The following is a 22,936-nucleotide window of genomic DNA, read 5'->3' on the forward strand; positions in this document are numbered from 1 at the left end:
GGTTTAGATCATCCACTACACTAGTTGCATCACTTTTTCATGGAGTCGACCATGCTTATTTCTCCACAATTAAGCGGCAATATCGCTCGCAATTGTCATCCGCCAGGTTGTAAAGCCTATTTGCAACAACAAGCCGACTATATTCAGCAGCAAGCCCCGATCAACGGTGCTAAAAAAGTGCTTATATTGGGTGCTTCTTCTGGTTTTGGACTAGCATCTCGCTTGAGCTTAGCCTTAGGTGGAGGAGCCGATACCATTGGTGTTTCTTTTGAGCGCGGCCCCAATGAAAAAGGGCTAGGTAGCGCAGGCTGGTACAACAATATTTTCTGCAAAGAACTCGCTGAGCAACAAGGTTTAATCGCCAAAAACTTTATTGGTGACGCTTTTGATCCAGCCATGCGCAGCCAAGTGATTGATTTCATCAAACAAGAATTTGCTGGCAAAGTCGATTTAGTGATCTATAGCTTGGCCACTGGCAAACGTAAAACCGAATCTGGCCAATGGCAATCGGTACTCAAAACCACCGATAAACCACTACATGGCCTTAGCATTAATCTCGAAACCGAGCAGTTAGAACCTCAAACTGTTGAGTTGGCTTCTGCCGATGAAGTAGAAGCCACAACCAAGGTAATGGGTGGCGATGAATGGCGAAACTGGATCGATGCCTTGCAACAGGCCGAGGTACTTGCGCCAGCGTGTAAAACTATTGCCTATTCCTACGTGGGACCAGAGCGCACTGCCGCGATATATCGTGATGGCACCATTGGTCGCGCCAAGCAACACTTGCATGTAACCGCACAAGAGCTGAACAAACAGCTGCAATCCCAAGTCGGCGGCAATGCCTATGCTTGCGTGTGTAAAGCCCTAGTGACTAAAGCTAGCGTGTATATCCCTGTAATGTCCCCTTACATTGCGCTGCTTTATCAAGTGATGAAAGAGCAGCAAAAGCATGAAGAGTGCATAGAACAAGCCTACCGTTTATTTAGCCAACACCTGTACCCAAGTGATGGACCAGTGCGCTTAGATGAATTAGACCAGCTGCGTATTGATGACTTAGAACTGAGTCCGCAAGTGCAGCAAGAGATCGACTCGCGCTATTCCGCCATTACTGCCGACAATTTCAAAACCACCACCGATTTTATCGGCTATAAAACCGCATTTATGCGGCTAAATGGCTTTGCTGTAGATGGGGTAGACTATCAGCAACCTTGCGATATAGAAGCTTTAAGCCAGCTCCAACCATGATAGACATTCAAACAATTAGCGCAGAACAAACCCTAGCAATTCGCCAACAAGTATTGTGGCCAAAGCACGATCAGGCTTTTTGCCGCGTTGCTGAAGATGAACTGGGTGAGCATTATGGCGCTTATCTTGATGGCAAAATGATAATGGTGGCTTCACTTTTCGTAACGCAAACCAGCATTCGCCTACGTAAGTTTGCCTGCTTACCCGAGTATCAAGGTAAAGGATATGGAAGCTATATGCTTAACTACTTGGTAGAACAACAAAAGGGTGGGCCGTTAACTACCTTTTGGTTTGATGCACGCTGCAGCGCTACTAAATTTTATCAGGGCTTAGGTTTTTTAGTGACCAGTGAAGCCTTTGATAAACACGGAGTTGCCTACGTAAAAATGGCAAAAACTCTTAATTAAAAACCTCTTCCACAAAATGCAGGCGAAAAAAAAGGAGAAGCATGGCTTCTCCAATTTTTCTGTCGGTCAACAAAGGTCAGATCTTATTTCTTTCGATATCGCGCCAATCCTTGGAACGATAGAAATAGAGTAATGATAGCGTTTTCTTGATGCAAGCATTTTCCCAGTCAATCACAAGAAACTAGATCGGGCTCACTTAAATTAAAGCCATCCGTGATCTGGATCAAAGAATTGGCGCATTCAACCTTGGTGGTGTTCTAAGTCACTGTTTTTAATCACCAATATCGCATAACCCACTAGAATAAGCGGCCAAAAACCTAAGGTAAACAGCTTCAAAAAATTGAGCAATATCAAGGGATAAAACGATTATGACAGTGGCTTTATCACTTATCGTAAAGGCTGAATCACCATCAGAAAGAAACAGCCTAAATCAGTGAATAAATATCGAAGCGATGAGTTTTGGTACTTAAGTGATTATGTGCGACTTTGCCCGCTAAAGGCTCTGCATAACTAGGTCTTTTAACCACTACCCGTTTTTGAGCAACTTTTAGCGCTTGCTCCAACAGCAAGTCAGCATCTAAATCTGCTCCAACAAGTAGCTGGAAAACCCGCATTTCTTTTTTTACTTGAGCCGACTTTTTACGATGCGGATACATCGGATCGAGGTAGACTACATCGGCTCGCAGATTCTGTTGAGCAAGATCATCAATGCTGCTGGCGTAAATTAAACGCATACGTTGACCTACCCATTCGCCAATATCTGCATCAGCTTTAGCCCGCCGTAAGCCGTCGTCCAGCAAGGCGGCAACCCAAGGGGAGCGCTCCAACATAGTCACTTCACAGCCTAGGTTAGCTAAAACAAACGCATCTCTACCTAAGCCCGCTGTGCCATCGATAACACTAGGGCGCTGACCTTTTTTTACACCAACCGCCTTGCTTACTGCTTCTGCACCGCCATATTGACGACGATGAGCCACTCGACCAGCTAGAAAATCGACTTTAACATCGCCTAGCTTGGCCTCATCACAGTAGCGTAAAGCTAAAAAATCGCCATCTAGCACCAAACAAAAACCTGTTTCTGGCAGTTGTTCACATAGCTGCATGGCAAAACGCTCAATTAAACGCTTGGCATAGTCATTGTCGGCAGATTGCTCACAATACAAACGTGGCTGCTGGCTGTCCAAGGCAGGGCTCCATAAAAAATAAAACAAGTTTAACAGATGATGCTTAGTTCAGAACCAGCATCTCAATAGGAACGGGTTTGCCAAAATGATAACCCTGAGCAAAATCGACACCAATCTCAGCCAATACCTTGTTGATAGCTTCGTTCTCAACAAACTCTGCAATGGTCTTTTTGCCCATCACATGAGACATCTGATTAATGCTTTTAACGATGGCTGCATCCATATGGTCGTTTTCTAAATCACGAATGAAAATGCCATCAATTTTGAGGTAATCGATTGGCAAGCTTTTCAAATAACCAAAGGATGATAAACCTGAGCCAAAATCATCGAGTGCAATTTTACAGCCCAACTTACGCACCTTGTTAAAGAACTCGGTGGCAACGTCTAAGTTAGCGATAGCCACCGTTTCGGTAGTCTCGAAACAGAGCTTGTTCATTGGCAGAGCACTATTTTCTAATGTTTGCAGCAGCCAAGCCACAAACTCTGCACTGCCTAAAGACTGCCCAGATAGATTCATTGAACACATATTAAGACGGGTTAAATGCCCGGGGTTTTCTGATAACCACTGCAGTGTTTTTTGGATTACTACTCGGTCAATTTGATCAGCGAGGTTGTAATTCTCAGCCGCTGGTAAAAACGCTCCAGGAGGCACAACTCGACCTTCTTCGTCGATCATTCTTAATAGCACTTCGTAGTGGAGGTAATCACTCTCACTCGGTTTAACCGGTACAATGGCTTGCGCGTATAATAGGAAACGCTCTTCACGCAGCGCTTTTTGAATACGGGTTACCCACTCCATCTGCCCTTGACGCTCAAGCAACATCCTATCGTCCATTTGATACAAATAAACGCGGCTACGGCCTAGCGATTTTGCGGTGAAACAGGCGTTATCAGCTTGTGCTAAAACTTCTTGAGAAGAACCTTGCTGCTGTTGGAACAAAGTTACACCAATGCTGCAACCAAAGCTGAACATTCGCTCATCACGCACGTAGTGGGTATCGTTTAGCCGATCAATCACTAAATTAGCGAAATCTAGACTGCCTTGTTGCGAGCTGTCTTCAAGCAAAATGGCAAACTCATCGCTCCCCAAACGCGCCACCACGGCAGATTCAGGGATCATTTGTTCTAATACTCCAGCTACCTGCTTCAAGGCCTGATCGCCCGAGCCATGGCCAAAGGTATCGTTAATCACTTTGAACTGAGCTAAATCGATAAATAACAAGGCGTGTTGTTGGTCTTGCGAGTTTGCAGAGTTAAGCAACAACTCTAAGCGGCGCTCAAAGAACCCTCGATTATAAATACCAGTGAGTAAATCGAAGTTAGCATGAAAATCCAGTTCTTCGGCCAAACTTCTGGTGGCGGTAATGTCTTCACATACCAGCATAAATAAGTCTTCTTCAGCCATGCGCACAAAAGATTCTTTAAACCAAAGCTGTTTATTGTCGCTGTTTTGGTAAGCGATTTGTCGAGTAACTTTGTGAGTGCCAATCCCTTCTAGATACTCTAATAAAGATACTTGCTGGGCGTGTTCGGCATACAAACTGCGCAGTTGCGACAGCTCAAGCTGCTTTTTAGACATACCCAAGTGCTTAGCAGCCACTTGGTTGCAACAAACAACCACCCCTAGGCGATTGACTAGCATTAACAGGGCAGGGCTTTGCTCAAACAATAGCCGGTAGTGTTGCTCGCTTTGTTTAAGCTGGCGATGTTCTAGTTGAATTAACTCTAAATCTCTAAGCTCAAGCAATACTTGTTCAACAATGCCGTTGCTGGTGCTTTGTGGAGTGAGCGCAAAATCATAGAGCACCTTGCGGTTTTCTAAGCTCAGCTCAGCTTGAAACCGGACTTTTTCACCGGCTAAGCTTTTAGCAATCGCATCACGAAATTGTTGTTTTAATGGCGCTTGATGTTGCCACACGTGGCTATCAAGCAAAGAATTGCCAATAATGAAATTGGCTCGCTCGCCCAGTAAATCACCTAAAGCTTGGTTTAATAACTGCACATGGCCATTTTCATCAAGCAGTGCGCTGGCTTGCTCAGTAAAAGTAAATACGGACTGCAAGTTTTGCTCATGCTCGGCTAGTTCACGCTGGGTGCGAGTTAAGGCTCGCCAAACACCGTAAATCGCCAAACCAGCAAGTAGCAAAGTTATGCCCACCAACAACGCGCCTTGGTAACGTTGGGGCAACGTTTTATAGGCTTGCTGATTGAGAAAACGACTATTCTCGGTCAAGTTAGCACGTGATACTTTCCAACGAACTAACTGCTTATTATCAAACAAATAGGTTTGAGGACCTCGAGCACTAATGGCAATGTCGCGTACATCAGTGCCTTGCAGCACTTGTAACACCGTGTCGCCAAGCGCCTGACCTAGTGGCTGCGGCAAACTTACAAAGCCGCCTACCGCACCATTACCAATAGCATGCTGCCATAGGCTGTAAATTGGGGCTCTAGACACCATGGATAAAGACTGAATAGCTTGCTCGGTAAGCTGAGTATTGCCAATTTGCGACTGCTGCAGGGCCCCTAGCAATACCGCCTGTTTGGCACTTAGCAGCGAAGTTTTTGCTTTTACTTCTTCATAGTCTTGGTCTTGCCAGAGGGTATAAGGGATCGCAAGTTGCTCAGCCAGCTGCACAAACTCTTTGGTAATTTCACTGCTGGCTTCACTATCGTCTACCAGTAAGTGTATCGCTTCTAAATCTGGGATTAATTGGCGAATAAGCAACAGGTTTTCACGCATCGGTAGCTGCTCGTGAATACCGGTTATCCGCCGCTCTCTTGGTCCCATATAAGCTGATAGGTCGGCACCAGCTGCCACTATAGGCGCTTGCAATACCGATTCATCTTGCAGAGCTAAAGCGGTGTGTAAAGCTTGCTCGCCCACTGTCACTACTAAATCAAATTGGTAATAAAGAATAATTTCGTTGAGTAAATCGAATTGGGCTAATTGATAACTAGGATCTTGTGAAGTGCTTGGCTCTATTCGGTGGTTAAACAACCACACGGAACGATTACCCACTTGTTGGCGCAAACCTCTATCAAAGCTGGCATCCCACTGTAAACCAGCTGGGTAAGAGTTAAGCATTAATACCCGGGCGGTGCGCGCCTCTGCTTTTAACGACAGCAGCGCTAAGCTGAGCAACACCAGCAGCAAGATAGGCTTAAACACCTTCATCAGTGAATAAACTCTTATTAATGAATTACTCACAAAAATAAACAGCCACCCTTCGCATTTATTATTAATTATTAAGCCTTTATAGACCTTGACACTATTACTAGGCGTAGCCAAGTCACTTCTGTAGAATATGTTATCAAACTGCAGCAAGGTCTATCATATTTATGAATATTTTGATGGCTCTATCACAACTAGAAGTGACCGGAGCCGAAGTCTACGCTACCCAAGTTGGCGACCGACTCACTCAACGAGGTCATCAAGTATTTTATGTATCAGATACCTTAAGTTGCCCACATAAAGGTCAGCACTTTCGCTTGCGCTTTAACAAACGTAGCCTTCCTCGCAGAGTATGGCACGTATTGTATCTTATCTATCTAATTCTTCGATATAAAATTCAACTGGTACATGCACATAGCCGCGCTTCTGGGTGGTCTTCTTATGTGGCTTGTAAGCTAACCAATACGCCAATGGTGACTAGCGTACATGGCCGCCAGCCGGTACATCATTCCCGTAAAAAGTTTCATGCCCTTGGCTACCATGCTGTCGCAGTATGCGAAAACATCGCTCAGCAAATTATTCGCGATTTAGGCGTACCCCGCGATCAAGTTAGTGTGGTGCGCAATGGCGTTGATAGTCAGCAATTTTCACCGCTTCCTGCGGCCAACAACGATAAGCCAATTATTCAAATCATCGGACGTTTAACCGGCCCTAAAGGCGAATTAGTCTATCAACTACTCAAACAGTGCATAGATTTAGACGCCAACCAAGTACAGGTGATTAGCGGCAGTAAGGTAGACACTCGCTTTGCTGAGTTTGAAGATAAGGTTGAGTTTTGCGGATATAGCGACAATATTCGTTCTACCATTGCTCAAGCTGACTTAATTATTGGAGCCGGGCGAGTAGCGATGGAAGCCTTGCTTTGCAAAAAACCAGTATTTGCAGTGGGTGAGGCTAAAGCTCTTGGCTACATCAGCTTAGATAACCTACCAGCGGCTCTTGCTAGTAACTTTGGTGATGTGGCTGATGACGGTAAAACAGAACTAGACATTGATTACTCAAACCTTGCAGATCAGCTAGCTAACTTTGGTGAACAACACCAAGTAAGCGAACAGTTGGTAGCGACAATAAAAGCGGAATACGACCTTGATGCTGTATGCCAAAAACTATTAGAAACCTACCAAAGTGCTTACGTATATACCAAACAACGCGAAGTCCCAATCATCATGTACCACCGAGTTACCCAGGATGATAGTCAAAAGGGAGCCTATGGCACTTACGTAACGCTTGAGCGCTTAGAAGAACATTTTCAAACTATTAAACGCATGGGCTTAAGCCCCATTACCTTTAGTGAGTTAGCCGAGGTTGGCCTAGAGCATCGCTTTAATCACGGTAAGCGTTACATCATTCTCACCTTCGACGACGGCTATCAAGACAACTTTGATTTACTGTTACCCTTGCTCAAGAAATATCAGTTCAAAGCGGTTATTTATGCTGTTACTGGCACCGATCATAACCGCTGGGATGTTGAACATCCCACTAAACCAGACCGACGCTTCGAGCTAATGAGCCATCAAACTATGCGAGAAATTGATCAAAGCGGCTATGTTGAAATCGGCGGACACACGCTTAATCACCCCAAGCTGGCAGAACTAAGTGAAGTTGAGCAGCAACTAGAGATAGAGCAAAATAAATCTGAGTTAGAAGGGTTACTAGGTAGAGAATTAACAACCTTTGCCTATCCCTATGGCAACCACAATCAACATACTAAAAAGCTAGCAAAGCAGGCAGGCTATACTTATACCGTAGCCACTGATTCAGGGCCAATCTGCATGCATCAAGATCTACAACAAATACGACGGATTGTAATGTTTCCCAGTACCACTAAGTTTGGACTGTGGAGAAAGATCAAAGGAAACTATACTTACAATAAAGCGAAAGATAATTAATGAGTAATCTAACGAATAACAATGGCCTTCCGTTAATCACGGTTTATATCACAAGCTTCAATCGACCAGAGATGCTGTCGAGAGCAATAGAATCTGTCATTAATCAAAGCTACGTTAACTGGGAACTTATTATTATTGATGATGCCTCGGATAATGATGTAGCTTCGGTTATTATTAAATATTCTCATTTAGATTCTCGCATAAAGTATTGGATAAATGAAAAACAATCGGGAGCTAACTTTAATAGAAACCTAGCAATAGAAAAAGCCCAAGGGAAGTATATTACAGGATTAGATGACGATGATTACTTTAAACCTAATCGATTAGAATTTTTCATGGGAAATTATAATTCAAAATATGCCTTTATTTGTGATAACCGAGACGTTTTAGAAAGCGACGGAACCATATCTCAATCATATAAAAGCAAAGAACAAGAAGTTTCTCTTTCAGATATACTCAAATCCAATGTTTGTGGCAATCAAATTTTTGCTGAGACCCAGCGTTTACGCAAACTTGGCGGGTTTGACCTAAATATAAGAAAGTTTCAAGATCATGATATGTGGATCAGCTTGATTTCTAACTTTGGTTCAGCATATCGCTTCAACGAATGCTCTTACGTTGTAGATGTGAGACATGAACAACAGCGTATTTCTAACATTGAAGATACGAACCAAGCCAATGTAGTTTTATACTATAAATATAAAAATTTATACACTCCTTATACTGATAGTAGTATACGACTTAAGATTGCAAGTGCTAATTTAGATACTGATTTACCTTTCAAGGTGACAGATTTTATTTTTCATCCAATCGAATCGTTGAAGTTAGCGACTAGAAAAACCCTAAAAAAACATAAAGCAGAATAGACCAATGTCCGATACACGCATAGCTATATTTATCACTGGACCACTTCGCTATATTGACAAGGTGATTAAATCATTAGAAAAGTATCGTGAAGCTCTCAACTTTGACATTTTTGTGCATGTCTGGAAAGAAGACAACTCGAATAAAAAGAGAGTAGATGAAGCGGATTTAAATAGAATATTCGAGCTTTCTCAAAAAATACACACCTTGATAGTTGACACTCCCCCTTCAAACGAATATATCGCACAACAATATGGTGATTGGACAGATACACACTCTACTGCAGGAGCAATGTTTAGTATGTTCAGCGCCATTAATAAGCTAATTCAATCTCTAGAAAGCGACCCATGTGGTAACAAATATACACACATACTCAGAATCCGAACGGACGTCGCGATCCTTAACAAGGATTTTTTTAGCGGTATAGATTGGGAGTCGAATAAAATATACACCAGCGACAATAAAGTAATTCAACCAGCCTGGATATCTGACCACCTTATGCTTGCGAAGGCAAAAGAATTTAAAAAAATTTGGAAGTTTGATAACTTCCAAAATTTTGAGCGAGCGTTTTCTAACAAAGCTAGGAACCCTGAGTTTTTTCTAAAATTTCGTATTAAACATAAAGACTTAGTAAAGCATTGGATACGTTATCTGGACTATCACGTTGTCTACAATCCACCTAAAAAAGCAGATCCTCTTTTATTGAATAACTTACAATTAGAATCAGGGGTAGAAGGGATTTTCTCTCTAACGCTAAGTTCCGAACAAAAGGCCGCCATCGAAAGGCACAATGAAAAACTTGCCAGCCACTATATAGGTTATTATAAAACTAAATATTTGATAAGAAGATTTTTTAAACGATTGAGAAACAAGAAAAAAGCTGTTTGAGGATAGGAAAATTGAAAAAACTAATTGTAGACTTAGACGGTACCATTACGAAAGCGAATACAAGTGACTACCGCTCGGTTCAACCTCGAAAAGAAGTGATAGAAAAGTTGAAAAGTTGAAAAGTTATAAGGCTAGTGGTTTCAGCATAACTATTTCAACGGCTCGTAATATGCGCACTTATGAAGGTAACGTTGGGAAAATTAACATACACACATTACCTACAATTATAGAATGGCTTAATTTACACAACGTTCCTTATGACGAGATTTTAGTTGGGAAACATGGCGTGGTAATGAGGGTTTTTACATTGATGATAAGGCGATTAGACCTTCTGAATTTTCAAAGCTCTCACTCAACGAGATCAATCAGTTGTTAGACAAGGAAAAGATATGTTCCTAATAATGTCTGCTGCTTATGTTGGCCAAGAACTATAATCAGAGTTTGGCCGACTTCCCCCTAGCTTTCTACCTTTAGCCAACAGAAGGTTATTTCAACAACAAATAGCTATTGCCCCCGATGGTGTAACTGTTTATCTATCAATCCCAGAATCTTATGAAATGCCTGATACTGATAACAAATGGCTATTGGAAAATCAGGTGAAAATTATCCGAACGCCTGAAGGTATAAGCTTAGGAGCGTCATTAGTAGCAGCTTTGAACCTATCCGAGCACAACTTAGACAGCCCTCTACATATACTCTTCGGTGATACCTTGTTTACAGAGCTTCCTATCGGAGAAGATTTAGTTTGTGTCTCGGATGTTCAAGAGAACTATAATTGGGCTGTGGTTACGGACGATGAACTCCATCGGCTAAAAGACAGCGATCATAAAATTGAAAACAACGCTCACAACGTAGTAAATGGATACTTCAAATTCAACAAACCCAGACAGCTTATAAGGTCCATAACTCAAAGTAATTGGAAGTTTCTCGAAGGCTTAAACAAATATCATTGTCAAATCGGTTTAACAACTATTTATTCTAACAAATGGTTAGATTTTGGACATGTAAACAGCTACTACCGGTCCAAAGCAAACTTCACCACCCAAAGGGCATTCAATCAATTAACCATTACTTCAAATTGGGTTGAAAAATCATCTTCAAATACAAAAAAAATATCGGCTGAAGCCAACTGGTTTGAAAAGTTGCCCCTTACTCTGCGTAGTTTTATTCCTCAGTATCTAGGTACCCACAAGACTAATCAAAACGCTTCCTACCGTTTAGAGTATTTACACCTTACTGCCCTCAATGAGTTGTATGTATTTAGTGAACTTTCTTTAAATACCTGGGAACAGATTCTCGACGGTTGCATGCAGTTTTTAAAAGCCTGTCAAAGTGAAGAAGCCCCCAATACATCACCAGCCAACCCACTATCTGAATTACTAGAAAATAAAACTCGTGACCGACTCAACGAGTACTGCCATGACCAAAAGATATTACTATCCGATGAGTGGGTTTATAACAAAGAAAAACCTATCGCTTTAGCTGACATTCTCCATGAAAGCAGCAAGCATCTGCCTAAGTCTTTACCCAATTCTCAGCAAACTGTTCTTCATGGAGATTTCTGCTTTAGCAATATTCTTTATGATTTTAGAGCAGGAAAAATAAAAACTATAGACCCACGGGGCGTTACGCCTGAAGGCATTCCCACTATATATGGTGATATTCGTTACGATATCGCGAAACTTAGCCATTCTATTTTAGGAATGTACGATTGGGTCATGGCCGGATACTATGAATTAACCCAATCTCAATTATCCATTGACTTCCATATAGAAGAGAGCCAACAACATAAAGCAATTCAGCAACGCTTCATCGATTTGATAAAGCAAGAGTTCTCACTTCCTGCTGTCACGTTATTAGCGATGCAAGTCCAATTATTTTTATCAATGCTTCCTCTTCACAGTGATGATAAAAAACGTCAACGAGCATTGTTTGCAAATGCTATTCGTCTTTACTTTAAAATGAAAAGGCTGGAAAAGTGGTCATTATTCCTATGGCGGGTTTAAGCTCCCGATTTTTAGAAGCAGGCTATAAAAAGCCTAAGCTCATGTTAGAAGCAAAAGAGAAAACCTTATTTGAACATTCAGTTGGAAGTTTTTCTAACTATTTTAAAAGCACTCCTTTTTTATTTATAGTTCGTGACATCTATGAGTCTGCTGAGTTTGTAGAAAGTAAAGCCATAGAAATGGCAATAAGTAATTACACGATTGTCACCCTAAACCAAGAGACTCAAGGGCAGGCAGAAACAGTAACTCTTGGGTTAAAAGAGTGGCAACTTAAGAACGATATAGTAGATGACTGCCCAATAACTATTTTCAATATTGACACCTTTCGGCCGAACTTTGTTTTTCCTAAACTTGATTCTTTGGGCGATGGTTATTTAGAAGTCTTTCAGGGAAGCGGAGATAACTGGTCTTTTGTAAAAGCGCTAAACTCCAACAAAGTGATAGAGACAGCTGAAAAAAAACCAATATCTGATTTATGCTGTACTGGGCTGTATCATTTTAAATCATTTAGAACTTATCTTCGAGCATATACCGCGTATGCCAACTTGCCTAAAGAAGACTGGGATAAAGGTGAGATTTATGTGGCACCTCTCTACAACTTTTTGATAAGTGAGAATTTGGATATTCGCTACAATTTAATCGAACGCAATCAGGTTATATTTTGTGGCATACCTGACGAATACCTAGATTTCATAAAGGATTAATAAAAACAAAGCATACAACTCCTTATTCGCTAACTCAACGGTAGTTAAATGTAGAAGGTGCAGGTAATGTTCTCTTTATGTGCATTCGATACTTATAGCTTAAAGGGTGATGTATTTCACCCATCAACTGCTCCCAACGCAGAGGGTATCTAGACCGACCTAAGCGTAGCGTTCTTAAAATCAAATTAGAACTTTTTCTCTTCCACTTATCTTGAGGATGTTGAGCGGGGAAGTCATTTAAAGCTTCGAGATTTTCATCAAGCAAATTATTAACTTGTTCGTACCACTCTTGTGTAATCGGCGTTTGAGCTTTATAAATGAACGCTCCGTTGCCTATAAAGAAACGCCAATTTCTTCGATATTCTTCCTCTAAATTACTTCCAGGGGGGAACTTTAAATGCTGGGATGAGGGTTCTTGATAACCTATAGTCCATAAATCACTACTGCTATTCAATAAATTAAAGGCCGGCGACCAAGACTGGGGTGTCTCTTTTATATCACTATATCCACCACCGAAATGATGCATAAAATAGCAACGAAGATAATCAGATCTATGTGTTTCAGATAAAAACTCATAAGCTGGATGCAACGGCTCTTTTTTTGCAACAAATTCGGTTAGATTATCAGGAGTAACTAAGATTACATTTGCATTACTCACAGCTTTAAGCTGATTCAAGCAGTTTAATCTAGCCTCTGACATCAGATTGGTTCCTGTCCAAAAACAGAAAATTCTATGTTGAATAACCATCAAATTCTAGCTAGCCCTATTAGCGAGTACTCTTTCCCCAATAGTAACTTCAATAATAGTGCAGCGAAAGCGACATAGCTCAAGGGCTAAGATATAATGAGCGTATTAACAATGGTTAGTCTGCGGCATCGAATAGAAACCGCATATACACTTAGAATAGGAAAATCTTAACTATGGGCTATTGCTGGAATGATGATGGCGTGTATATCAGTAGAAAAGGCAAAGCTGAACTAGCTAGCTTTCATCCCGACAAGGTTAAACGTATCACCATTATTCGCCAAGCTGCACTGGGTGATATGATAGTGACCCGTCCTTTCATCATTGAAGCTCGAAAATTTTTCCCAAATGCTCATATAACACTAAGTATTACCACCGACTCTCAGCTAGGCGCACCAACAGATTTAGCCGATAGTGTGCATATTGTGCCAGGCAAGGACCAACGTAACGGCCCCCTTAAAGAGCGATTTAAGCAGCTCAATGCACTACCAGAGCAAGACATAGTATTTGACTTAGTTTGCACCAATCGTTCTAGCTACGTAACTGCACTAACTAAAGCTAAACTAAAAGTAAGCTACCCACATCGAGATCTACAAGCTCGTATGCTTTACGATGTATGCCTAAAGCGCAGTTCTTTCTCATGTGAAGCAGAAGTGATGCTGCAAATGCTGATGTTTTTTGGCCATCAACCTTCTATGCCGCTTGAGTTTAACTTACCCGACAACCGACAACTGCGTGATTCTAGCACTCCCTACGTTAGCTTTTTTACCGGCTCAGCAGCTCCTAGTAAATGCTATCCGATTGAGCAGTATAAGCAGCTTATCGAGCAGCTCGCTAAAGCAAACCCTCAGCTAGATTTTGTGTTGCTCGAAGGAACCAAGCCTGAAGAGACTCAGCAAGGCTGGGAACCTTTAATAGAGAACTATTCAAACATAAGGGTACAGCCCTTAATAAAAATTGAAGAGGTTACCAACCATCTAGCCAAAGCCTCTTTGGTTATTTCAAATGACACAGGGATACGTAATGTCGCTATCGCTACTCATACTCCTACTCTTGGAATATTCTTAGGAACGGTTCCTTATCGTTACTTACCAAGCTACGAAACCCATTACATTGTTTATAATCCCGATAAGAGCATTGCTTCGGTAGAAAAAGTATATGCCAAAGCTAAGCAAGCAATAGAAGAATTAGCTTTGTAAATACCCACTAGGACTATTATGAGCAACTACCTAAACTTGAAAAAGAAACAATTTCGACGCTGGCTTTATGAAAAGCGAGTGCGTAAGCAAGCCGGGTCGATAAAAGGCAGTATTTGGTGCAACAAGAAAGTAAAAGTTACTAGCAATACCCACTTAGGTGACAATGTTAACTTTGACGGAGCCCACCTGTCTGGTGAAGGAAAAATAACTATAGGTGATAATTTTCACTCTGCCATTGGTTTAGAGATCACCTCCTCTTGGCATAATTACCAGGGAAAGGAGTTACCTTTCGACGCTAGCTGGATCCACAAAGAAGTAGTGATAGGTAATAATGTGTGGATTGGTGAAAACGTACTTATTTTAGGTGGGGCGAACATCGGCGATGGTGCAGTCATTCAAGCTCGCAGTGTAGTAACAGGCAACATCCCAGCCTTAGCAATTGCTGGTGGGCATCCCGCTAAAGTATTTAGCTATAGAGACAAAGAACACTATGAGCAACTAAACCAACAAAATGCTTGGCATAGTTACTCATGGAATAAGTACATGACCTAAGGGCATAAAATGACACCCGTTAATTTTGTTTTTTTTACCGTTGGCGACCGCTACAAATATCACGGCCAGCTAGTTTTTTGCATTATTAGTATCTTGGCTAATCAGCCTAAAGAAAGAAGCGTTCACTTTACAATCGTAACCGATAAACCAGACTTTTATTCATGGTTGGGGGAGCGAGTAACCATCGTTTCAATCGATGAGCATAGGATTGCTGAATGGAAAGGACAGCATCAATTTTTTTGGCGGGTTAAGATTGAAGCCATACTTGAAGCAAGCAAACAGCATTCCGGTCATACCATCTATTTAGATACCGACACAGTTTGCTTCAACAACCTTGAGGCAATGATGTCTTGTTTAGACCAAGGCTCAAACTTAATGCACCTCAAAGAATTCGATTTCGCGAAAACTCAAGGCGGGACTGGCAAAAAAATGAAGTCCCACGGACTTAATAAACAATATGGTGAATTTGTCTTAAGTGAGAGCTCTGCCATGTGGAACGCTGGAGTTGTAGCTATTTCCGAGAAAAATAATGCTGAAACTACCCTAAATAATGCTTTAAACGCTTGTGATGCTATGTGTGCAGATAATATGGAAAGAAAACTTATCGAGCAGTTTTCGCTAAGCTTAGCTTTACAGGCAAATACCATGACTGAAGGAAAAACATGGTTTAAGCATTATTGGGGTAACAAAGAGCAGTGGAATGAAGTAATTGCAGATCTTTTGGCTAAATCACTGTTACTTAATTGGAATCTTGAACAGGCGGTGAAAGAGTTTACCACGATTGACCTTAGCATCCCCGAAGTCATCAAAGAAACGAAGTTAGCCAAATACAAAAACAGCATTAAAAAGCGCCTACCAAAACTTTAATTCAAGCTATAAGCGCTCAAACTCTTTGAGCGCATTTTCGGGTAAAAACTGCTGATAGCAAGTTTCATCAATTTTAGGGGGCTCGGCACTAAGTTTTTGTAAACCTTCGGCAAAAGCTTCAACGTCTCCCAAAGCCACTAAATAATCAGTTAAACCAGCGTAAGAAAGTATTTCCTTAGGACCAGAAGGGCAATCCATCGCCAATAAGGGAGTGCCCAGCATCAGAGCCTCAACCAACACTAAAGGTGCACCTTCTTTTTTTGAGCTTAATAGCAATGCTTTTGCATGTTTGATGTAGCCATAAGGATTGGTTTTAAATCCCGCAAACACAACTTTGTCTGCGATTTCCAAATCAATAGCGTATTGTTTTAGCTCAGCTTCAATTTGACCTTTACCTAAAAGTACAAGCTGCTCATCAACACCGCTTTTGGCATAAGCGTCTAATAATTCTTTATGGCCTTTTCGCCCTTCTAAAGCAGCAACACATACAAAATATTCACCGCTTATGGGTGACCCGTGTGCAGCCTCTTGCTGAATAAACTCGTAATCAATAGGATTCCACAATACCTTATTGCTTGCAGGATTTACTCCTATAGCACTAATACTGTTAGCAACACCATCTGACACGCATAGCAAATGCTTACCATTGTAGCGGCGCTTAAACTTAGCGATGTGCTTAGCTTTACTTTCAGAGTAATCCGCATGTAACCAAAAATATTGATTAGGATGCTTGAGGTATACTCCAATTTTGTCACTTGAACAGCAAATCAATACATCGACTTGTTGTTTATCCAGCTCTCTTTGAACACGCAGCGCTTGCCACTGCTGAATAAGGGTATTATCAAAAGCTTTAGTAAACGGGTTTATTATGTCTAAAATAGTTAGGTCAAGATTATCTGGTACCTTGTGTTCTATCTTGTTACGTAATAGCCACACTTGTACATTGTTACCACGGCTAGCCAATCCACTTGCAACTGTAAGCAATACCTTCTCGGCACCGCCGCCATAAAGATCATCAATAATAAATACAAAGCTTTTATTCGCCATATAGCCCTAACTAAAAAGAGTAACCGACACGCAACTGTAGCATATCGTAGTCTCGTAAATTGGATTCGCCTGGAGGTCTAGACAGATTATCATCGGCATCATTTGAGGTAGAACGGTACTCTCCGCTTAGCGACCAATGCTCAGAAAACTCATAGCGCAAGTAACCACCATACAACAATCCAAATGCGGTATGGTAGCGATTGCTCATTTGACCACCCGCATAAGCACCAAAGTACAATTGGTCGAACAAACGATAACGAGCATCCACTGCTTTTAAATACCAGTAAGAGTTTTGCGCTTCAAAATTAGACAAATCACCGATAAAGCCCGCTCCCAAGCCTAAGTGAAACCTGTCTGAAAAAACACCATGAACTTCTAAAGCTATATCACTAGCGACTATTTTTTCAGTTACGTTGCCAACACCGACTTCTTGTACTCCCAGACCCAAGTTTACCGACGGTATAAATTGCGTATTTTTTAAAGATAAGGGCTCAGCGAGTAAGCCCGGTGAACTAATAAACGCCAAACAAGCAACAAATTTATAAACGATATTGCGCATATACTCTTCCATAAGAATCTTTAGAGGTATCTCGACCAGCTAGGAAACCTGCAGCCACGTTGTTACCAAACAATTTAAAACTATAGGTCATGTCCAACTCGTAACCCGGGCTGTACTCAGAATAATAACTGTCATTGCGTACTATACGCACCGTAGTAAACAAGCGTTCCTGGTTAGTCAACATACGCTCATATTGAAACGAAAATGCATTAGCGCCTACAGCCTCGTTAATATTTTTACGGTTCTCGGCTCCCCAATGCCCCATTACATTGCCATTATTGGTAAAGCCATTTCGGTACATCCAGTGGTTATACCATTGAGATTGCCAGCTATTCCATTCCACCCGCAGCGAAGATTGGGCGGTAAGCATGGGTAAATAGACTCCTGCGCCCATGGTGATATTGCCTAACTCATAGTCTCTATCATTAGCGGTATCTTCTCCACCATACTCAAAGTAAACGCTCATCGGCTGGCCCAGATCAATATTAAAGCGACTTTGAATGCTCATTAGCTGGTTGCCCCAAGCGTCATCATTTGCATTGCTTTGCACACAGGTAGGACAAACTAACGCTTCTAATATATCTGACCAAGAACGATCGACCCCATCTCCACCATACTGAAGATTACGGGTTATGCCAATTTGCCACCAATCAACTGGCATAACAGAGAGCTGAAAACTTAATAACTCTGGGCGGTCTTTGCGGCACTCTCCTTTAACATTGATGCAATCAACCTCTTCTAATTTGCTATAGAAGAGCTCGTATTGGAATCGCCATGGGGTTAGCGGCTCTGAGTTGCTCAAAGTAATAGATGGAGAAACCTGAGCATGAGTGCTCATCAACATGGAAGAATCATTAAACGGTGAGTACCAATGCTCTCTCATTCCTACATCAAGTTGCATCCAATCGAAGCCTAAAGCAATAAAGGTTTCAGTAGGGTTTAATTGATTGGCTTGAGTATAATGCGCACCAAGAGAAAGCGCTGCCCAGTCAGCTGCCCGCCAATGTCCACGAGCACTCGCCTGAAGGTTATCTTCCACCTTTTGTCCACGGGCATTCGCCAAACTTTGTTCACCATTACCGACCGAAAGCTCTAGATTAGCGTCAGTGACTCCCCAGTCTTGCTCATAACGCTTTAAATAAGTGTCAATTCGGGCGTAGAGACTAGGATGAGCCTCAGAGATAGTTTCAGCATAACTACGAATTTGATTAACTGGGTATGGTCTCTTCAAGCCAGGGGCGGAAGTGATCGTAATCAGCTTTTCGATATCTGACTCAATAACAGGATTTTGCTGTAATGGTAAATACAGCGAAACTTGAGCATGAGCATTAAAGCAACTCAGTAAAACAGCAAGCCAAAACCCAGCCCTAAGCGTGGATTTGCTTGAACAACTACATTGACCAAACAAGGGGAAATTCCTTTTAAATTTAATGGCTACAAAAATCGCTTACTAAAGTGCAATGCCGAAGCGATAACCTTATCCATGTCGTAATACTTATACTCTGCTAAACGTCCACCAAAATGGACGTTTTCAGATTGTTTATTTAATTGTCGATAACGCTTATACAATTGCATGTTTTTATCGTCATTAACAGGGTAGTAACGTTCCAAACCTTCTCGCCACTCCAGTGGATACTCCTCAGAAATCACCGTATGGGAAGTATCGGTATCTAAAGCAAAGTGCTTATGCTCGATCATCCGAGTGAAGGGTACATTTTTGTCAATGTAGTTCACTACCGCATTACCTTGAAAATTATCTCGCTCTAAACGTTTGGTTTCAAACTTTAAAGAACGATAATCAAGTTTTCCAAAGCAAAAATCGTAGTAAGCATCAATCGGACCGGTGTATACGACTTCTTTTGCCAAAGAAAGGTAATACTCTTTGTCAGCCAGAAAATCAGTGTCTAATTGAATATCAATCCCATCTAGCAAGCCTTCAATTAAAGGGTTGTAGCCATCAACTGGTATGCCTTGGTAGATATCATTGAAGTAATTGTTATCAAACGTAAAGCGTAATGGCAGCCGCTTGATAATAAACGCCGGCAAGTCTTTGCATTCTCGGCCCCACTGCTTCTCGGTATACTCTTTGATTAATAGCTGATAGATATCTTGCCCAACCAAAGCAATGGCTTGTTGTTCTAGGTTTTGAGGATCGCCTTTTATCGTTTTTCGTTGCTCCTCAATAATATCCAGCGCTTGTTGAGGCGTTTGAATTCCCCAGATCTGAGCGAAGGTATTCATATTAAACGGCAGGTTGTATAACTTGCCTTTAGACAAGGCTAATGGTGAGTTAGTAAAGCGATTAAACTCCACAAAACCATTCACAAATTCCCAAACATCTTTATTACTCGTATGAAAAATGTGCGCGCCGTATTTGTGTACTTTTATTCCATCGTTATCTTCACAATAGACATTACCGCCAAGGTGCTCTCGCTTCTCTAGCACCAACACTTTTAAGCCTTGCTGCTTCGCTTGATAAGCAGTTACAGCACCAAACAAGCCAGAACCAACAACTAATAAATCATACTGCATTAAATGCCTCGCACAAATGGCTTTTCATCTAGAGTAATAGTGGGGATTTCTAAATATTTTAGCTTACTCTCTTTAAGCAACCATACATCAATCAATCGCTCAGAAATAAAACCAAATACCCGCTGTTGATAGAGCGTTCTAGACTCCAAATCTAAGCGTTCTTCCAAAGCAAATAAAATAGGAAACAACCAAGCGCAGTAGCTATCAAATACATGTTTGGGAGCAATTAACATATTCAAGCCATGGTACTCTCCAGACGCCATGGCACTGTCAAAATAAACAAGTTCTTTGGGTGCTTTATCAGCGATAATATCTCTCACTACCATCAAATCGGCCAAATCATGGTGCTTACGATAGTGGGCTATAACACTAGACCCCAGTTTCATCGGGCGTGGCAAAATAATATCAACACCTTTGGCTAACTGGGCAAGCCACTGTTGTTGTTGATAAACCTTATCTTTGACAAGGTACTTAAAAATGCCACGGTACTCTTTATCCACAAAATATCGGCGGTAGTGAGAAATACCAACAATGTCGGTACTTTGCTGCTTCCATAGAGCATATAAGGCAGTAAGCTCGCAAAAATGCGGATTCTTAATAGCGATGTTGTCTGAAAAGCCCGCATCGTGCTGACTTTGCTTACTCATCGCTTCCCCTACATATATCGCTTCATATCCATCTGTTTGTGGGAGCGGAAACTCTTTATGGGAAACGACGTGCATTGTCATAATTATTCTCTTCGTACGGTAGGATTACTGTTGCCAATCCAAAATAACCTTACCGCTTTGTCCTGAGCGCATAGCATCAAAACCTTGCTGAAAATCGTCAACACTATAATGATGGGTAATGATTGGGCTTAAATCGAGGCCAGATTGTACCAAAGATGCCATTTTATACCATGTTTCAAACATTTCTCGGCCGTAAATACCTTTTATCACCAAGCCTTTAAAGATAACTTGGCTCCAATCAATGCCCATATCACTAGGCGGAATGCCCAGCATTGCCACTTTGCCACCATGGTTCATCAGCTCTAACATTGAGCTAAACGCACTAGGCACGCCCGACATTTCTAAACCTACATCAAAGCCTTCAGTCATTTTAAGCTCGGCCATAGTGTCTTTAAGTGAGTCCTTGGCAACATTCACCACTCGCGTCGCGCCCATTTTTTGGGCTAGATCCAAGCGATAGTCGTTCACATCGGTTACCACCACATGGCGCGCACCCACGTGTTTACAAATGGCCGCGGCCATTACACCAATCGGGCCGGCGCCGGTAATCAATACATCTTCGCCCACTAAATCAAACGACAAAGCACTATGTACCGCATTACCAAAAGGGTCAAAAATAGCGGCTAGGTCGTCACTAATCTCGTCGGGCAATTTAAAAGCGTTAACCGCAGGAATAACCAAGTATTCAGAAAAACAGCCGGTACGATTAACACCTACCCCAACGGTATTCCGGCACAAATGGGTACGTCCACCCCGGCAGTTACGGCAATGGCCACAGGTAATGTGCCCTTCGCCAGAAACGCGATCTCCTACCGAGAATCCGCGAACCTCTTGTCCAATATCCACCACTTCCCCGGCGTATTCATGGCCTATCACCATAGGCACTGGAATGGTTTTTTGTGACCATTCATCCCAGTTGTAGATGTGCACATCGGTACCGCAAATAGCCGTTTTATTTATCTTGATTAATAGATCGTTATGCCCAAGCTCTGGCATCTCAACCTGAGTCATCCAAATCCCGGGTTCTGTTTTTAACTTAGCTAAGGCTTTAATGCTCATTGGATCACCCCTAAGTCTTTACCCACTTCAATGAAGGCGGTAACTGCATGCTCTAACTGCTCATGTGAATGAGCGGCAGAAATTTGAGTACGGATCCGCGCCTGACCTTTAGGCACCACAGGAAAAGAAAAACCAATCACGTAAATACCACGCTCAAGTAGTTTGTCAGCAAAGGTGCTTGCCAGTTTAGCGTCGCCTAACATCACTGGAATTATGGCGTGGTCGGCACCTGCCAAAGTAAAGCCTGCTTGGCTCATCTCAGTTCTGAAGTACTCAACGTTATCCCAAAGCTGCTTACGCAGGGCATCGCCCTCAGCGAGTAGCTCCAACACTTTAAGAGAAGCACTAACAATGGCAGGCGCAAGAGAGTTTGAGAAAAGGTAAGGGCGAGAACGTTGGCGCAACCAATCGATCACTTCTTTCTTGGCCGAGGTAAAGCCGCCTGATGCGCCGCCCATGGCCTTGCCTAGGGTGCCGGTAATAATATCTACCCGCTGCATGACGTGATGATACTCATGTGTGCCGCGCCCATGCTCACCCACAAAACCCACCGCGTGAGAATCATCAACCATCACCATCGCATCGTACTTATCGGCTAAATCACAAATACCTGGCAAGTTGGCAATCACGCCGTCCATGGAGAACACCCCATCGGTGGCTATCAGCTTAAAACGCGCCCCCGCTTCATCGGCAGCTTCTAAGCATTGCTCAAGCTCCGCTAAGTCGTTGTTAGCATAGCGGAAGCGCTTAGCCTTACACAAACGTACTCCGTCAATAATCGAGGCATGGTTTAAGGCATCAGAAATAATCGCATCTTCTGGGCCTAGTAAGGTTTCAAAAAGCCCTGCGTTGGCATCAAAGCAAGAAGAATACAAAATGGTATCTTCCATGCCCAAAAACTCACTCAAGCCTTGCTCTAAGCGTTTATGAATATCTTGGGTACCACAAATAAAACGCACCGAAGCAGCACCAAAGCCATGGCTATCTAAGCCCGATTTGGCCGCCTCAATAAGAGCAGGGGAATTGGCTAAGCCCAAGTAGTTGTTAGCACAAAAGTTAACAACTTGGCCTTGTTCAACATCGATAGCGGCTTGCTGCTGCGAGTTAATCACTCGCTCATGCTTATATAAACCGTCATCTTTTACTTGTTGTAAGAGCTGAGAAATGTGTGCTGAGAAAGCGGCTGTCATGGCAAACCCTATTAAAATCCAGAATATTAGCTGAAT

General features: G+C 42.1%; 20 protein-coding genes. 10 read left to right on the plus strand and 10 right to left on the minus strand.

Annotation, left to right across the window (positions count from 1 at the left end):
- Positions 1-51 precede the first annotated feature (51 nt).
- Together fabV and G6R11_RS00395 are read left to right on the plus strand one after the other, a co-directional pair.
- Entirely contained in the window at positions 52-1,245 is a 1,194-nt protein-coding gene (gene fabV, locus G6R11_RS00390; protein WP_163130225.1) for an enoyl-ACP reductase FabV, read from the plus strand.
- Positions 1,242-1,652, plus strand: coding sequence for a GNAT family N-acetyltransferase (locus tag G6R11_RS00395; RefSeq protein ID WP_163130227.1), 411 nt, complete (start codon positions 1,242-1,244; stop codon positions 1,650-1,652). Before fabV ends, G6R11_RS00395 begins: the two co-directional genes overlap by 4 nt.
- A 425-nt stretch (positions 1,653-2,077) precedes the next feature.
- On the opposite strand, the gene G6R11_RS00400 is transcribed toward G6R11_RS00395, so the two are convergent.
- A complete protein-coding gene (locus G6R11_RS00400; protein WP_163131850.1) occupies positions 2,078-2,755 on the minus strand; it encodes a class I SAM-dependent methyltransferase in 678 nt (225 codons plus the stop codon).
- A gap of 124 nt (positions 2,756-2,879) precedes the next feature.
- Positions 2,880-6,047 (minus strand): ABC transporter substrate binding protein, encoded by a 3,168-nt coding sequence (locus G6R11_RS00405; protein ID WP_163130230.1) that lies wholly within the window; start codon positions 6,045-6,047, stop codon positions 2,880-2,882.
- A 143-nt stretch (positions 6,048-6,190) separates the two neighbouring features.
- Between G6R11_RS00405 and G6R11_RS00410 the strand changes: the two genes are divergently transcribed.
- From G6R11_RS00410 to G6R11_RS00435, 5 genes are all read left to right on the plus strand, one after another.
- Positions 6,191-7,960 carry a polysaccharide deacetylase family protein gene (locus G6R11_RS00410; RefSeq protein ID WP_240352366.1) on the plus strand — a complete coding sequence of 590 codons (1,770 nt, stop codon included), beginning with the start codon at positions 6,191-6,193 and terminating at the stop codon, positions 7,958-7,960.
- Positions 7,960-8,826: a glycosyltransferase gene (locus G6R11_RS00415; protein ID WP_163130236.1), complete on the plus strand. Its 867-nt coding sequence runs from the start codon at positions 7,960-7,962 to the stop codon at positions 8,824-8,826. Before G6R11_RS00410 ends, G6R11_RS00415 begins: the two co-directional genes overlap by 1 nt.
- A 4-nt stretch (positions 8,827-8,830) precedes the next feature.
- Positions 8,831-9,712, plus strand: coding sequence for a hypothetical protein (locus tag G6R11_RS00420; RefSeq protein WP_163130239.1), 882 nt, complete (start codon positions 8,831-8,833; stop codon positions 9,710-9,712).
- A 557-nt stretch (positions 9,713-10,269) separates the two neighbouring features.
- Positions 10,270-11,718, plus strand: coding sequence for an aminoglycoside phosphotransferase family protein (locus tag G6R11_RS00430; RefSeq protein ID WP_240352367.1), 1,449 nt, complete (start codon positions 10,270-10,272; stop codon positions 11,716-11,718).
- Positions 11,691-12,422 (plus strand): glycosyltransferase family 2 protein, encoded by a 732-nt coding sequence (locus G6R11_RS00435; RefSeq protein WP_163130242.1) that lies wholly within the window; start codon positions 11,691-11,693, stop codon positions 12,420-12,422. The genes G6R11_RS00430 and G6R11_RS00435 overlap by 28 nt, the downstream gene beginning before the upstream one ends.
- A 34-nt stretch (positions 12,423-12,456) precedes the next feature.
- Here the strand turns inward: G6R11_RS00435 and G6R11_RS00440 are convergent, their stop codons facing one another.
- Complete coding sequence (locus G6R11_RS00440) at positions 12,457-13,122, minus strand: hypothetical protein (RefSeq protein ID WP_163130245.1); 666 nt, start codon at positions 13,120-13,122, stop codon at positions 12,457-12,459.
- Between the two features lie 221 nt (positions 13,123-13,343).
- Here G6R11_RS00440 and G6R11_RS00445 point away from each other — a divergent pair, with 221 nt between their 5' ends.
- The 3 genes from G6R11_RS00445 (at position 13,344) to G6R11_RS00455 (ending at position 15,785) form a co-directional block, all read left to right on the plus strand.
- Positions 13,344-14,366, plus strand: a complete 1,023-nt coding sequence (locus G6R11_RS00445) for a glycosyltransferase family 9 protein (RefSeq protein WP_163130248.1) — start codon at positions 13,344-13,346, stop codon at positions 14,364-14,366.
- 18 nt (positions 14,367-14,384) lie between these two features.
- Positions 14,385-14,918: an acyltransferase gene (locus tag G6R11_RS00450; RefSeq protein ID WP_163130251.1), complete on the plus strand. Its 534-nt coding sequence runs from the start codon at positions 14,385-14,387 to the stop codon at positions 14,916-14,918.
- A 93-nt stretch (positions 14,919-15,011) separates the two neighbouring features.
- Positions 15,012-15,785 (plus strand): hypothetical protein, encoded by a 774-nt coding sequence (locus tag G6R11_RS00455; RefSeq protein ID WP_163130254.1) that lies wholly within the window; start codon positions 15,012-15,014, stop codon positions 15,783-15,785.
- Positions 15,786-15,791: 6 nt separating this feature from the next.
- On the opposite strand, the gene G6R11_RS00460 is transcribed toward G6R11_RS00455, so the two are convergent.
- The 7 genes from G6R11_RS00460 to G6R11_RS00490 form a co-directional block, all read right to left on the minus strand.
- Complete coding sequence (locus G6R11_RS00460; protein ID WP_163130257.1) at positions 15,792-16,832, minus strand: glycosyltransferase; 1,041 nt, start codon at positions 16,830-16,832, stop codon at positions 15,792-15,794.
- Positions 16,833-16,842: 10 nt separating this feature from the next.
- Entirely contained in the window at positions 16,843-17,391 is a 549-nt protein-coding gene (locus tag G6R11_RS00465; protein WP_163130260.1) for an outer membrane beta-barrel protein, read from the minus strand.
- Entirely contained in the window at positions 17,372-18,622 is a 1,251-nt protein-coding gene (locus tag G6R11_RS00470; RefSeq protein WP_163130263.1) for a capsule assembly Wzi family protein, read from the minus strand. The genes G6R11_RS00465 and G6R11_RS00470 overlap by 20 nt, the downstream gene beginning before the upstream one ends.
- A gap of 203 nt (positions 18,623-18,825) precedes the next feature.
- On the minus strand, positions 18,826-19,923 hold the full coding sequence (glf, locus tag G6R11_RS00475; RefSeq protein WP_163130266.1) for a UDP-galactopyranose mutase: 1,098 nt from the start codon (positions 19,921-19,923) through the stop codon (positions 18,826-18,828).
- The gene (locus tag G6R11_RS00480; protein WP_163130268.1) at positions 19,923-20,651 is read right to left on the minus strand and encodes a DUF4422 domain-containing protein; all 729 of its coding nucleotides are present in this window, start codon (positions 20,649-20,651) and stop codon (positions 19,923-19,925) included. Before G6R11_RS00480 ends, glf begins: the two co-directional genes overlap by 1 nt.
- 24 nt (positions 20,652-20,675) lie before the next feature.
- Entirely contained in the window at positions 20,676-21,704 is a 1,029-nt protein-coding gene (gene tdh / locus G6R11_RS00485) for an L-threonine 3-dehydrogenase (RefSeq protein WP_205472582.1), read from the minus strand.
- A gap of 2 nt (positions 21,705-21,706) precedes the next feature.
- Positions 21,707-22,900, minus strand: a complete 1,194-nt coding sequence (locus tag G6R11_RS00490; protein WP_163130272.1) for a glycine C-acetyltransferase — start codon at positions 22,898-22,900, stop codon at positions 21,707-21,709.
- Positions 22,901-22,936: the final 36 nt, after the last annotated feature.

The organism is Agarivorans sp. Alg241-V36 (genome assembly GCF_900537085.1).
Taxonomy (GTDB): domain Bacteria; phylum Pseudomonadota; class Gammaproteobacteria; order Enterobacterales; family Celerinatantimonadaceae; genus Agarivorans.